Source organism: Sphaerimonospora sp. CA-214678, from assembly GCF_050942215.1.
GTDB lineage: Bacteria > Actinomycetota > Actinomycetes > Streptosporangiales > Streptosporangiaceae > Sphaerimonospora.
Genome location: NZ_CP192056.1, coordinates 381,216 through 394,368, shown reverse-complemented (window position 1 = coordinate 394,368; position 13,153 = coordinate 381,216). Strand labels below are relative to the sequence as shown.

Sequence of the window (13,153 nt, the reverse complement as noted above, 5' to 3'; positions counted from 1 at the left end):
GCTGCCACTTCATTATGGCGAGCGCCTTCTCGGCACCCTTACCGTGCCGCTGCGGAGCGCGCGGCATTCTTAAGTAGCATTTTCAAGGGGTGCTTTCACCGGCAAGATGCGCGACACGCTCGACGGGCGCCGGATGAGGGCCGGGGTGGCCCGGGGGAGTCCTCGCCCCCGGGCTCAGGACGACGCCGAAGACGATGCGGAACGCGATGCCGACCGTCACGCGGAGTGAGCGGGCTTCTCCTGTCAGGCGGCCCCGCACCGCCGGCCGCCGCGTCGCCGCTCACATCCGCCCGCTGTGTCGAGAATCGAGGTTCAGTACCGGGGAAAACCGGGCGTAGGCCGAGCCGAGAACGGTCAGAGCCAGCCGTTGCGGCGGAAAGCGCGGTGGAGGAGCGTACAGGCCACGACCATCAGACCGATCACGAGGGGGTAACCCCAGGCCGTCTTGACCTCCGGCATGTGTTCGAAGTTCATGCCGTAGATTCCGGCGATCATCGTGGGGACCGAGATGATCGCGACCCAGGATGAGATCTTCCGCATGTCCTCGTTCGCCAGCGCGTTGGAGCGCGCCAGCGCGGCCTGCAGGATCGAGTCGGACAGTTCGTTGGAGGCCTGGACCTGCTCGCACACCCGGGAGAGGTGGTCTCCCACATCACGGAAGTACTCCCGCATCTCCGAGGGGATCATGCGGCGCTGCGGCAGCGCGCTGAACGGCGTCTGCAGCGGGCCGACGGCCCGCTTGAGCTCCAGCATCTGGCGCTTGAGCTGGTAGATCCGATTGATGTCGCGGGAGCTCACCTCGGCGAAGACGGCGGCCTCGACCTCTTCGAGCTCGGCCTGCATCTGGTCGGCGACGTGCAGATATCTGTCGACCACGTGGTCGGCGATCGCGTGCAGCACGCCGATGGGCCCCCGCGTCAGCATCTTCGGCTCCGTCTCCATCCGCTCGCGCACGTCGCCGAGCGGACAGTGCCCGCCGTGCCGTACGGTCACCACGAAGTCGGGCCCGACGAACAGCATGATCTCGCCCGTGCCGATGACCTCTCCGGAGCCGGCCGTCTCGTTGTGGTCGACGAAGGCGACGGTCTTGAGTACGACGAACAGCGAGTCGCCGTACCGCTCGACCTTGGGCCGCTGGTGCGCCTTGATCGCGTCCTCGACTGCCAGCGGGTGCAGACCGAACAGCTCGGCGAGCCACTCGACCTCGGGAGCGGCGGGCTCGTGCAGGCCGACCCACACGTAGGCGTCGGGGACCGGGCTGTCGTGGTTGTGCTCGCGGACCAGCCTGACCGCCTCGGGGATGCCCTGGGCCGCGACCCTCTCACCGCGGACGTACGCGCCGAACTCCACCACGGAGTCGTCCGGCGGGCCGCCGCTCGACCCCCTGACGGCGGCCGACACGGCCCCGTTGAGACGAGGGGGAATCATCCTGCCGTGCCTGTTGATGCGGGTGAAAAGAATCGAGGAGCGCATGGCGAGCCTTTCCCGCCCGAGCCGGCACGCTCTCCGCGCGACGTGATGTCACCCCTCAATAACAGGCGTGAGCTGCCCCTCGGGCTTTGTTTCAAGGTGGTCGGGAATGCGCACGTCGTACGTGCGCCGGCACGTACTGACAGGATCACCAGGGTTCATCCCGGACCACCTCCAATCGCCACAAGACAGCACTGACAGCCTGCCCAACTTACCACAGGGCAGCACCTTTACCAGGGTACCCGCAGGAAGCATGGCCGATCATGCGCTTCCTGCCGAAAGCGACCCGCACATTCTGGCCATACCTGTGACAACCGGTCGGGCCGTACGGGATTCGGCGGGGGAGGGCTCCGGTGGGCAGGGCTTCGGCGGGAAGGGCGTGTGCGGGGAGAGAACGGGCCGGGACGGTGCGAGACAATATGCCGGTGCGCGTACTAGTCATTGGAAGCGGGGGGCGCGAGCACGCCCTCTGCCGTGCCCTGCGGCTCGACCCCACCGTCACCGAAGTCCACTGCGCGCCCGGGAATCCGGGCATGGCCGAGATCGCCGAACTGCATCAGGTGACCGCGACGGACGGCGCGGCCGTGGCGGAACTGGCCGGACGGCTGGAGGCCGGCCTCGTGGTCATCGGGCCCGAGGCGCCGCTCGTCGCCGGGGTCGCCGACGCGGTCAGGGCCGCCGGCATCCCGTGCTTCGGCCCGTCGCGGGAGGCGGCGGCGATCGAGGGGTCCAAGGCGTTCGCCAAGGACGTCATGCTGGCCGCCGGCGTGCCGACCGCCCGGGCCCACACCTGCGTGACCGACGCTGAGGCCGCGGCCGCGCTCGACGAGTTCGGCCCGCCGTACGTGGTCAAGGACGACGGTCTGGCGGCCGGCAAGGGCGTGGTCGTGACCGACGGCCGGGACGAGGCCCTGACACACGCCGGGACGTGCCAACGGGTCGTGGTCGAGGAGTATCTCGACGGTCCCGAGGTGTCGCTGTTCGCGCTGTGCGACGGCGTGACCGCCGTACCACTGCAGCCGGCGCAGGACTTCAAACGCGCCTACGACGGGGACAAGGGGCCGAACACGGGAGGAATGGGCGCCTACACGCCGCTGCCGTGGGCTCCCGCCGACCTCACCGAGCAGGTCATGTCCGAGATCGTGCTGCCGACCGTCGCGGAGCTGGCCCGCCGCGGCATGCCGTACACGGGCGTGCTGTACACGGGCCTGGCGCTGACCAAGACGGGCCCGCGCGTCATCGAGTTCAACGCCCGCTTCGGCGACCCGGAGACGCAGGTCGTGCTCGATCGGCTGGAGACGCCGCTCGGCGGCCTGCTGCTCGCCTGCGCGACCAGTGCCCTCGCCGCGCACGAGCCGCTGCGCTGGCGGGACGGCGCGGCCGTGACGGTCGTGCTGGCGGCGGAGAACTATCCCGCCGATCCCGTCAGGGGAGACCCGATCGACGGCCTCCCGGTCGGTGTCGAGGGGGCGTACATCCTGCACGCGGGGACCGCCCTGGACGGGAGCGGACGGCTGGTGTCGAACGGCGGCCGGGTGCTCAACGTGATCGGCACCGGGGCGGACGTGGCCGAGGCCAGGACGCGCGCCTACGACGCGCTCGGCGAGATCACGATGCGGGGCTCCCACCACCGCTCCGACATCGCCCTGCACGCGTCCGGCGCCTGAGCCTGAGATCTGAGGCGGGGCCCGAGTCGAGTCCGGTCCGAAGCCGGACCTGAGCCCGGTCTGAGCGGCATTTGAGCGGGGCCTGAACGGCGCCTGTGAAGTGGGCTGTTTCAGCGCCCCGGTCAGGGGCAGTGCGCAAACCGGCCAGGACCGTACGATCCCCCCCGTAACACGAGCCCGTGCGACTTCGGCTGAACCATCCGGATCAGGGGATACGCTGAGGCGAAGCCGCCGCCTCATGCGGATCCCCCGTCCCTCCCCCAACATAGGAGTTTCGTCCATGGTTCGTTACCGCGTCCGTGGTGGCAACGTGCTGCGTGGTACCGCTTTCATCCAGGGTGCGAAGAACGCCGTGCTACCGATGATCGGGGCGGCGCTGATGGCGGCCGAGGGCCGTACCGTCCTGCGCAACGTGCCGGTGATCGAAGATGTGCGCCGCGCGGTCGAGCTCGCACAGGCCGTGGGCGCCAAGGTGGAGTTCCACGAGACCGAGCGGACGCTCGTCATCGATGCCTCCCGGCTCACCAGTCCCGTCCTGCCCGCCGCGATCGCGCGACGGTTCCGCGGGTCCGTGCTGTTCGTGCCGGCCCTCCTCCACCGGCTCGGCGAGGCGGTCATCGAGGGCGTCGGCGGCTGCAACCTGGGCAGCCGCAACCTGGACTTCCACTACCTCGGCTACAAGCGCCTCGGCGCCGTCGTGGACGAGGGCGAGAGCGTCATCCACATCAAGGCCTCCGGGCTCGTGGGCCATCCGCTCTACCTCGACACGCCCTCCCACACGGGCACCGAGAACCTGATCATGGCGGCCTCGCTCGCCAGGGGCACCACCGTGATCGAGAACGCGGCGCTCGAACCCGAGGTCCTCGACGTCATCGCCATGCTGAGCCGGATGGGCGCACGGATACGCGGTGGCGGCACCGGCTTCATCACGGTCGAAGGAGTGAACGAGCTGACCGCGGTCGAGCACACGGTCATGCCCGACCGGCTCGACGCCGGCGTGTTCGCGATGGCGGCGGCGATCACCGGCGGCGAGGTGAACCTGGTCGGCGCCTCCCTCGAGCACCTGGGCGTGGTCCGCTGGAAGCTCGAGCAGATGGGCGTCGAGTTCGAGACCCACGGCGCCGTACTGCACGTCCGGCGGGAGCGGGCGCTGCGCCCGATCAACGTCATCACCGACACCTATCCCGGCTTCGCCACCGACCTGCAGTCACCGCTGATGACGGTCGCCTGCCTGGCCGAGGGATCCAGCTATATCCACGAGCGCATCTTCGACGGCCGCTTCGCCCTCGCCGGCGAGCTGAACAAGATGGGCGCGAACATCGAGGTCGACGGCAGCCGCGCGGTCGTACACGGTCCCACCCCGCTGCACGGCACCGAGGTGACGGCGCACGACCTGCGATCCGGCATCGCGCTCGTGCTCGCGGGCCTGGCCGCGGAGGGCGAGACCACGATCGGATCCGGATATCTCATCGATCGGGGCCACGCGGCGCTCGCGCAGCGCATGCAGGCGCTCGGTGCAGATGTGGAACATGAAATTTCCACTTTGAGCGAGGCATGAGCCCGCAATCCCATTTTTCCGTCTTGACCAGCGCAAACATTGCATTGTAGAGACCCCGCCTGTGACACCCGAATGGTATTCCGGTAAATCCGGGCGTGACATTTCGGCCCTAACCAGCGATCGTTCCAATGGAAGCCATGACGACGAAGGCACGTGGGATGGGACGAACATTGGTCGAGCGCACGGAAGAGAATCCGCGCGGATCGCGTCTGAGCACGGTGGCACCGGACCTCACCATCGGTGTGGTCGGGTCGCATGACCTGGTCGAGAGGGTGATGCTCATGGGGCACTCAGCCGCCCCGGTGCCCTGTCGCCTGGTCGCCGCCGCCTATCGGGACGAGCAGGAGGCGGCGGACAAGGTCACGCGACTGGGCCCCGGGGTGGACGCCTGCCTTTTCGCGAGCCCGGTGCCCTTCGAGCTCGCCCGGCGGGCCGGCGTGCTGACCATGCCCGCCACCCACGTGCAACTCGGCGGGGCGGCGCTGGTCGCGGCGATCGCGCGGGCGGCGCTCGACGACCGGATCGATCCCCGCCGGGTGAGCATCGACGTGGTGGGCCGATCGGAGATCGACGAGGCCTACGTCGATCTGAATCTCCCGTCGAGCGAGGTGCACAGCAGGGAGGACACCGGCTCGGTCAACACGATCGCGTCCTTTCACGAACGGCTGGTGCGCCAGGGGTCGACGACCGGGGCGCTGACCTGCGTACAGGGGGTGGCCGACCGGCTGTCCGCCGCCGGGGTGCCCGCCGTATCGATCCGCCCGACCGCCGCCGCGGTCCGTACGGCACTGCACACGGCGGCGCTGCTCGGCACCCGGCATCGGCTGGAGGAGTCTCAGCTCACCGTCGTGCTGGTGGAGGTGCCGACACTGCGTGAGCCGATCAGACGGACCTCGCCACGCTTCTGGCGGGACGAGCTGCGGCTGTCGCTGCACCGCCTGCTCGTACAGGAGGCCAACCGGATCAACGCCAGTGTGTGGCCGATCGACGACCACGGCTATCTCGTGGTCGGCACCAAGGGCTCGATCTCGGCGGCCACGGATGGTTTTCGCATGCTTCCGTTCGCGGCCAGGATCCGCGACGAACTCGGGCTGGCCGTCGAGGTGGGCATCGGGATGGGGCGCACCGCGCACGAGGCGGAGACACACGCCCGGGGCGCGCTGGCCCGCACCCAGGGTGGCAAGCAGGCACAGGGGTTCGCCGTCGACCGCGAGGGCCGGGCACTGGTGCCGCCGCCCCGTACACCTCCCCATCCGGCCGTGCCGCTCAAACCCAAGGGGATCGAGGTGCTCACCCGCCTCGCCGCCAAGCTGGAGGGCGGCGACACCGTCGTGGACGCCGAGAGTGCGGGGCGGATGCTCAGCGTCACGCCGCGTACGGCCCGGCGGTTGCTGCGCACGCTGGTTGACGAGGGATTAGCGTGGCCGCTTCCGCCGAACCGCACACCCCAGCCCGGACGTCCGCGCCAGCTCTACCGGCTCATCGTGGAGAAGCTGAACCGCTGAGTCCGCCCACCGGGCCTGTTCTCATGACCTATAGGTGAAACGGTCATGACATAGGGGTGTGGTCGGCACTCGGAGCCGTGTACGCGGTGTGGGACTCGACGCATCTCGGCATCGTGATCGTCATCGAGGCCACGCCCCCGCCGTTGAGCGACGGGCCGGCCCTCCTCGAAGCCACGGGCTCCGAACTTCCCGCCGAAGTAACCAGCGTTTGACTTTAACCGACCGTTAAGCCTGGCCAGGCGAGCGAGCAGGGCCGGTCCTCGAAACCGAAGGGGCCGGCCCCGCACATCTACGCCCGGGTGGGCTTGATGTAGGTGACCCGGACGTTCAGATAGGTCGATCCGCCGTAGTCATGCCCGCGAATGGCGAGCAAATTGCAACAGTCGAGGTAATTCGCCGGGACGACGACGTCGATCGCGCCCGTTTTGCAGTGGCCGCTCTCGGCCGTCTGCACGAGATGACCGTTCAGATAGACCTTCGCGTCGTTGTCCACCGTTCCCTGAATTCGGACCTGCTCCGCGTCCCTCGGGATATGGAGCCAGTGGCGTACGAGAATGTCGGTATTGACGGCCCACGGCGTCTTGACGTTGGCGGGGGTGTTGAACGAGCAGCCGGTCGCGGTGCCGAAGCCCGACTGCCCTGCCTTCCAGGCACTGTCGTCGAAACCCCGCTCGTAGAACGTGGGCGCTTCGGTCGAGGGCGGCACCTGGAGGTATCGCCAGCCCGTGCTGTTGTAGTCGAGCGCGGTCACGACCGTGTCATCCGCGTTGCTCTGGGCCGCCGATGCCGGGGCCGCGACGGACACAGCCATCGCGGCCAGCAGGGTACCCGCCGCGAGGCCGGTGGACAGGAAACGCGATGGTTTCACGAACATGGGCGTTCTCTCCTCGTAGATGATGCGAAATACGCTGATCCGGGAGCGCCCCCGAAACCGGCCGTCGCCGACGCCGGACGGCAGGCCATTCGGTGTACGCCCACCGGATGCGAAGGAAAGAAAACCACGTGCGGAGCCACCCGAACGGCCCGCAGCCGTGACACTGATCATTTCTTGGCGAGATATTGCCCGTTATCCCCGAAGCCGCATTTTGACCGTGTCACCGACTTATCCGAACTTCGGAAAATGCCGCTTCAGGCGGGCGCCCTTCCGCTTGAGGGCGTCAGGTCAGGAAGGCAGCGGCGGCGGTGAGGAAGGTGTCGTTGGCCTCGGCGTCGCCGATGGAGATGCGAGCGCCCTCGCCGGCGAAGGGCCGTACGGCCACGCCGGCCGCGGCGCAGTGCTCGGCGAACTCCGCACGTTCAGCTCGTCCTCGGCGGCCGGCGACGCGATGGCGGCGGCCTGCGCGACGTGGTTGACCGCGAACGGCAGCAGCGTCTTGCGTACGGCCTCCGCCACCGCTGCCTGCCCGACCAGGTAGCCCACCCGCAACCCGGCCAGGCCGTACACCTTCGAGAAGGTGCGCAGCACGGCGACGTTGCCGCGCTCACGGTAGAAGTCCAGGCCGTCGGGCACGTCATCGTCTCTGACGTACTCCCGGTAGACATCGTCGGGCACCACGAGGCTCAGGCAGCGGTTTCCCTGGCGCGCCAACGCCTCTGACGTTGGAAAACAGCTCCCTTCGGACACGAAGTTGATAAGTTCAATTAGCTAGTCCTCAGGTGTATCAACTTAGGCGGAGGAGGGCTCAATGCCGGGGAGAGGCCGACCGAGTCGTGCCACTGTCTATCGCCGCCTCGATCAAGCACTCGCCGAGCTCAACCAGCGTCTCGGCGGCCTGCCCAGCCCACACGAGGCCGGGGAGATCTGGGACGACATCTGGCACCAGGAGGCCCATCACTCCACAGCTCTGGAGGGCAACACGCTCGTTCTCCGCGAAGTCCGGACGCTTCTCGACCAGGGCCGAGCGGTCGGAGCGAAGCCGCTCCGCGAATACAACGAGGTCCGGGGGTACGCGGACGCCGCCCAGTGGGTGTACGGGCAGGCGCTTGAGCCCGACATATGGCACAACGGAGACCTGATCACCCTCAATGAGGTACGGCGGATCCATCACGCCGCCATGACCCCAGTTTGGGACGTGGCCCCGCACCCGGACGCGACCGAACGTGAAGGACCGGGAAGCTTCCGCGAGCACGACATTCAGCCGTTCGCCGAGGGCATGACTCCTCCAAGTTGGCCGCTGGTACCCGCCCAGATGGAGCAGTGGGTGGCCGATGCCTGCACGCTGGGAAAGCAGATCGAATCCACAGCCGACCTGGGCCGTCCGCTTCCTGAGGGGTTGGCGAGAATCCACGCCGAGTTCGAACGTATTCACCCATTCATCGATGGCAACGGTCGAAGCGGACGCCTGGCCCTGAACCTGATCCTGGTCCGGCTCGGCTACCCTCCGATCATCATCATGAAACGGCAGCGCACCGCCTACCTCTCTGCCTTGCGGCGCGCCGATGTGGGGGACTATGGCGCCCTCGGCGAGTTGATAGCCCGCGCGATGGAGGAGAACCTCAATCGGTTCATCCTCCCGAACCTGGCGGGCCCGGCACGGCTGGTCCCGCTGGCCGCGCTCGTTGACAAGGAGTTCAGCCTTGCCGCGCTCCGGCAGGCCGCCCAGCGTGGCCGCCTGAACGCGGTACACGGTCCGGATGGCGTCTGGAGATCGACCCGGAAATCAGTCGAGGCATACCGCGCGGCCAGGCATCTGCGACCGGCCCAAGGGCAGGAAGCCCCATGACATCGGGAAACAGCTCCCTTCGGACACGAAGTTGATAAGTTCAATTAGCTGAGCTCAAGGTGTATCAACTTCAGACCGGCGCCCTTCCGCTTGAGGGCGTCAGGTCAGGAAGGCAGCGGCGGCGGTGAGGAAGGTGTCGTTGGCCTCGGCGTCGCCGATGGAGATGCGGGCGCCCTCGCCGGCGAAGGGCCGTACGGCCACCCCGGCCGCGGCGCAGTGCTCGGCGAACTCCATCGTGCGGTCGCCGACCCGGAGCCAGACGAAGTTGGCCTCCGTGGGCGGGACCGTCCACCCCTGGGCCACCAGCGCCTCACGCACCCTGGCCCGCTCCTTGACGGCCTCCTCGACCCGTACGTTCAGCTCGTCCTCGGCGGCCAGCGACGCGATGGCGGCGGCCTGCGCGATGTGGTTGACCGCGAACGGCAGCAGCGTCTTGCGTACGGCCTCCGCCACCGGTGCCTGCCCGATCAGGTAGCCCACCCGCAGCCCGGCCAGGCCGTACGCCTTCGAGAAGGTGCGCAGCACGGCGACGTTGCCGCGCTCACGGTAGAAGTCCAGACCGTCGGGCACGTCCTCGTCCCTGACGTACTCCCGGTAGGCCTCGTCGAGCACCACGAGCACATCGTCGGGCACCCGGTCGAGGAAGCGGCGCAGCTCGGCCGTCCGGTTGACCGTACCGGTCGGGTTGTTGGGGTTGCAGACGAAGACCAGGCGGGTCCGCGGCGTGATCGCCTCGGCCATCGCGTCGAGATCGTGGGTCTCGTCCTGCAGCGGCACCTGGACGGACGTCGCCCCGGCGAGGCCGACGAGCAGCGGATATGCCTCGAAGGAGCGCCACGCGTAGACCACCTCGGCGCCGGGTTCGCCGACCGCCTCCAAGATCTGCTGAGCGACCGCGACGGACCCCGCCCCCAGCGCGACGTGCTCGGCCGGCACGTCGAACCGCTCGGCGAGCGCCGCGGTGAGCTTGACCGAGCCGGGATCGGGATAGCGATTGATCTCCGTCGCCGCCCTGGCGATCGCCTCGATCACCGAGGGCAGCGGCCCATGCGGGTTCTCGTTGGAGGACAGCTTGTACGAGCGGCCATCTGGAGAGACCACCGATCTGCCCGGCTTGTAGGGGGCCATGGTCTCGAGAAACGAGCGGAATCGCGGCATACCGCAACCTTAGAAGATGACTCCGGGCAGCTCTACCGGTAGTAGACGTAGAGCGACTTCCAGGTGCCCGCGTACCGACAGTCCGGCGACGGCTTGGCGGCCTTCCGCTCGGAGCAGACCTTGACCTCGACCTCCCCCACTTTCTTGGCCGAGAACGCGAATTTCTTCGTCTTGCCGTACGAGCAGGTGCGGTAATTGCGGTAGGCCAAACGCGGCCGGCCCGCGGAGTCGAAGTAGCTGATGCGGAAGACGGCCCATCCGCAGGTCGACGGCGTACGGCTCAGGCTGACGACGCTGCCGGTGACCTTGACGAGGGGGTTGGGCAGGCTGGGGTCGGCCTTCGGCGCGGCGGTCAGCTTCCCGTTCGCCTTGGCCTTCGTCCCCCTGGCGTAATAGGGGCCCCACTTGCCGTTGGCGGTCGTGCCGGTCGTCGTGGCGGTGGCTGTGGCGGCGCTCGTGGCGGTGGTCGAGGCACCGGCGGACGCGGCGGTCATCGGGGCGAGGGCGAGGATGCCGGCCGCCGCGAAGGCGATGCCGGCTAGGGGGCGCGTGGTCATGGCGGGGATCCTTTCGATCTGCTGTCGACGGCAGTGTGCGTTCAGGCGCTTTCAGCCGCCTTGAGACGCGCTGAAAAGTGGGGTCGCGGCCACGGATCCCACGTCCGGCAGCACCGAGCACGCCGCGTCAGGATCGGCACGGCCGGTCCGGAGGATCCGCTCCACGGCACCGTCACCCCTCACGGTGGCGTCTGGCGGCCGGATCTCGCCCTTCAGCGCGCCGAGGACGCGGTCCCGCCGTTCCAAGGCTATTTTCAGGGTTTCTCACTAAGATCCTGCGGCATGTGGCGGAAAATCAGGATCTTGATGGCCGGTCTCTGCGCTACCGGCGTGTGCGTGACCCCCGCGGCGGCGTCGGCGACCGCCACGCCGGCCACCACGCAGCAGCAGACGAAGGCCGCGACCGATACGAGCAGCAAGGCGAGCAGCAAGACAGGCGGCAAGGCGAAGGCACAGCCGTACTGCGCGAAGTACAAGTGCATCGCCCTCACGTTCGACGACGGCCCGTGGCCGTACACCCCCGAACTGCTCGACACGCTGAAGAAGCACAACGCGAAGGCGACGTTCTTCCTGCTCGGCCGGAAGGTGGCCAACCGGCCCGAGATGACCCAGCGCATCGCCGCCGAGGGTCACGAGATCGGCAACCACACCTGGAACCATCCGGATCTGACCAAGCTGTCCGACAACGAGGTGTTCAGCGAGATCACCAGCACCTCGGACATCATCTACGAGACGATCGGCAAGGCCCCCACGATGATGCGGCCGCCGAACGGCGCGACCAACGCCCACCTTGCCCAGCTCATGGCCGAGGTGGGCCTGTCGCAGATCCTGTGGAGTCACTCCACCCTCGACTGGCAGGCCAGGAACACCAAGGTGATCGCCGAGCGGACGCTCGCCGGGGCCAAGCGGAACGCGGTCATCCTGCTGCACGACATCGTCCCGGAGACGGTGAAGGCCATGCCGGGGGTGCTGACGAAGCTGGAGAAGCAGGGCTACCGCTTCGTCACCATCACGACCCTGCTGCAGGGCCGTGAGCTCAAGGGCGGCGAGATCTATCCGCCCCGCCCCAAGAAGACCCCGGCGAAGACCCCGGCAAAGAGCTCGGCGAAGAGCTCGACGAGCAAGAAGTAGCCGGGACGACTCCGCCGCTCGCCCACCGCGCCGGGTGCGGAACCCGCGCCGTGGAGAGCCCGGGTCGCCGGGGCCTGCACCGGAATCCCCCCGCCGCTGAGCCGTCTCGGCGGGGCTTCCGGCTACAGGGTGCGTTGGGCGGGTGCGGACTGGGCCAGCAGGCGCTCCTCCGTGTTCACACCGGGGCCTCCTTCGGAGGTCTCGGTGACCGCGGTCGCCGCCCCGGCCACGGCGGTGGCCGCCGCGCCGGCGGCGGCCGTGGCGGCCGCAGTGGCGGCCGCGGTGGCCACGACGGCGGTCGTCTCGAGGGAGCGGGTGAGCGCCGCTTTCAGGCGGGGCTGCAGCGGCCGCTCCACCAGCCGGTAGACGGCGTACGCGACGGCCAGGACGGCGGCGACCACCAGCGGCAGCGTGAGCCGGTTCCCCAGCACGGGATGCAGCGCCTGGATGAGCAGGAATCCCACGTGGTGGTGGAAAAGGTAGAGCGGATAGGTCAGCGCGCCCAGCGTGGTGAGCCAGCGCCAGTCGAGCCGGTCGAGCGACCCCCGCGCCACCAGGATCATCACCAGGAAGATCAGCGAGATCACGCCGACCACGAGCGCCGATCCGAGGGAGGGGCCGAACCTGGTGAAAGCGGCGGGCTTCTCGCCGAGCACGTTGACGAGCGCGAGCACCCAGCCGATCCCGACGAACAGCCAGGGGAAGACCGATCCGCCGAAGCGGTGGATGAGATAGAGCGCCATCCCGGCGATGAAGTACGGCGCGGCGAACGGCACGAGCACGGCCTGGAGGAGATCGGCGTCCACCCGTTCCGCGATGACGAGGAGGAACACCCAGCCGCCGAGGAAGGCCAGGCAGCGGCGGTAGGTGATGCCGATCGCGGCGAAGCACGCGATGAGCGCGTAGAAGACCAGCTCCTGCCAGAGCGTCCAGTACACGATCTCCAGGTCCCGGATCCGCAGGCCGTGCTGGAGCATGGTCATGTTGGCCAGCAGTTCGCTCAGGGACGGCCGGTGATCGGTGATCAGCCCGCCGACGGCCAGCCCGCCGAGGATGAGCACGCTCGCCCAGTAGGCGGGGTAGAGCCGGGCGATCCGTGAGACGGCGAACTGGCCGGACGTACGGCCCCAGGCGCTCATCAGGATCACGAATCCACTGATGACGAAGAACAGCCGCACGCCGTAGACGCCGAACATGGTGACCGCGCTCAGCGCGGGAAAGGCGTTCGACGTGCCCCAGGCACGGGTCTCGCCGAAATGGAACAGCACCACCCCGAGCGCCGCGCAGAATCTCAGCAGGTCGAGGACGCGCAGTCGCGGGGGATCGGTAAGTCTGGCCGGCGCATCCGAAATGCGGGGGGCCGTGAAGAGCATAGGCCGGAATA

Annotated in this window: 11 protein-coding genes and 1 pseudogene; 5 read left to right on the top strand and 7 right to left on the bottom strand. The window is 68.5% G+C overall.

Translation table 11 applies throughout. From position 1 onward, the window contains the following. Window positions 1-354: 354 nt before the first annotated feature. Complete coding sequence (locus tag ACQP1K_RS01795; RefSeq protein ID WP_433499114.1) at window positions 355-1,428, bottom strand: magnesium and cobalt transport protein CorA; 1,074 nt, start codon at window positions 1,426-1,428, stop codon at window positions 355-357. Between the two features lie 467 nt (window positions 1,429-1,895). Between ACQP1K_RS01795 and purD the strand changes: the two genes are divergently transcribed. The 3 genes from purD (at window position 1,896) to ACQP1K_RS01780 (ending at window position 6,200) form a co-directional block, all read left to right on the top strand. Continuing rightward, window positions 1,896-3,137, top strand: coding sequence for a phosphoribosylamine--glycine ligase (gene purD, locus ACQP1K_RS01790; protein ID WP_433499113.1), 1,242 nt, complete (start codon window positions 1,896-1,898; stop codon window positions 3,135-3,137). Between the two features lie 280 nt (window positions 3,138-3,417). Then, window positions 3,418-4,695, top strand: a complete 1,278-nt coding sequence (gene murA / locus ACQP1K_RS01785; protein WP_433499112.1) for a UDP-N-acetylglucosamine 1-carboxyvinyltransferase — start codon at window positions 3,418-3,420, stop codon at window positions 4,693-4,695. Between the two features lie 275 nt (window positions 4,696-4,970). Beyond that, window positions 4,971-6,200, top strand: a complete 1,230-nt coding sequence (locus tag ACQP1K_RS01780) for a GTP cyclohydrolase IIa (protein ID WP_433501460.1) — start codon at window positions 4,971-4,973, stop codon at window positions 6,198-6,200. A gap of 289 nt (window positions 6,201-6,489) precedes the next feature. Here the strand turns inward: ACQP1K_RS01780 and ACQP1K_RS01775 are convergent, their stop codons facing one another. The 3 genes and pseudogenes from ACQP1K_RS01775 to ACQP1K_RS01765 all read right to left on the bottom strand — a co-directional run bounded on the left by ACQP1K_RS01775 (window position 6,490) and on the right by ACQP1K_RS01765 (window position 8,245). Then, a complete protein-coding gene (locus ACQP1K_RS01775) occupies window positions 6,490-7,074 on the bottom strand; it encodes a hypothetical protein (RefSeq protein ID WP_433499111.1) in 585 nt (194 codons plus the stop codon). Between the two features lie 283 nt (window positions 7,075-7,357). After that, a pseudogene (locus ACQP1K_RS01770) lies at window positions 7,358-7,758 on the bottom strand (aminotransferase class I/II-fold pyridoxal phosphate-dependent enzyme); the annotation flags it as partial. A 124-nt stretch (window positions 7,759-7,882) separates the two neighbouring features. Continuing rightward, a complete protein-coding gene (locus tag ACQP1K_RS01765) occupies window positions 7,883-8,245 on the bottom strand; it encodes a hypothetical protein (protein ID WP_433499110.1) in 363 nt (120 codons plus the stop codon). Window positions 8,246-8,272: 27 nt separating this feature from the next. Here ACQP1K_RS01765 and ACQP1K_RS01760 point away from each other — a divergent pair, with 27 nt between their 5' ends. Next, window positions 8,273-8,923 (top strand): Fic family protein, encoded by a 651-nt coding sequence (locus ACQP1K_RS01760; RefSeq protein WP_433499109.1) that lies wholly within the window; start codon window positions 8,273-8,275, stop codon window positions 8,921-8,923. A 99-nt stretch (window positions 8,924-9,022) separates the two neighbouring features. On the opposite strand, the gene hisC is transcribed toward ACQP1K_RS01760, so the two are convergent. After that, a complete protein-coding gene (gene hisC / locus ACQP1K_RS01755; protein WP_433499108.1) occupies window positions 9,023-10,081 on the bottom strand; it encodes a histidinol-phosphate transaminase in 1,059 nt (352 codons plus the stop codon). Window positions 10,082-10,113: 32 nt separating this feature from the next. Further along, window positions 10,114-10,638: a hypothetical protein gene (locus tag ACQP1K_RS01750; protein ID WP_433499107.1), complete on the bottom strand. Its 525-nt coding sequence runs from the start codon at window positions 10,636-10,638 to the stop codon at window positions 10,114-10,116. Between the two features lie 336 nt (window positions 10,639-10,974). Here ACQP1K_RS01750 and ACQP1K_RS01745 point away from each other — a divergent pair, with 336 nt between their 5' ends. Next, window positions 10,975-11,769, top strand: a complete 795-nt coding sequence (locus ACQP1K_RS01745; RefSeq protein WP_433499106.1) for a polysaccharide deacetylase family protein — start codon at window positions 10,975-10,977, stop codon at window positions 11,767-11,769. 122 nt (window positions 11,770-11,891) lie between these two features. Here the strand turns inward: ACQP1K_RS01745 and ACQP1K_RS01740 are convergent, their stop codons facing one another. After that, window positions 11,892-13,142, bottom strand: coding sequence for an acyltransferase family protein (locus ACQP1K_RS01740; RefSeq protein WP_433499105.1), 1,251 nt, complete (start codon window positions 13,140-13,142; stop codon window positions 11,892-11,894). Window positions 13,143-13,153 lie beyond the last annotated feature (11 nt).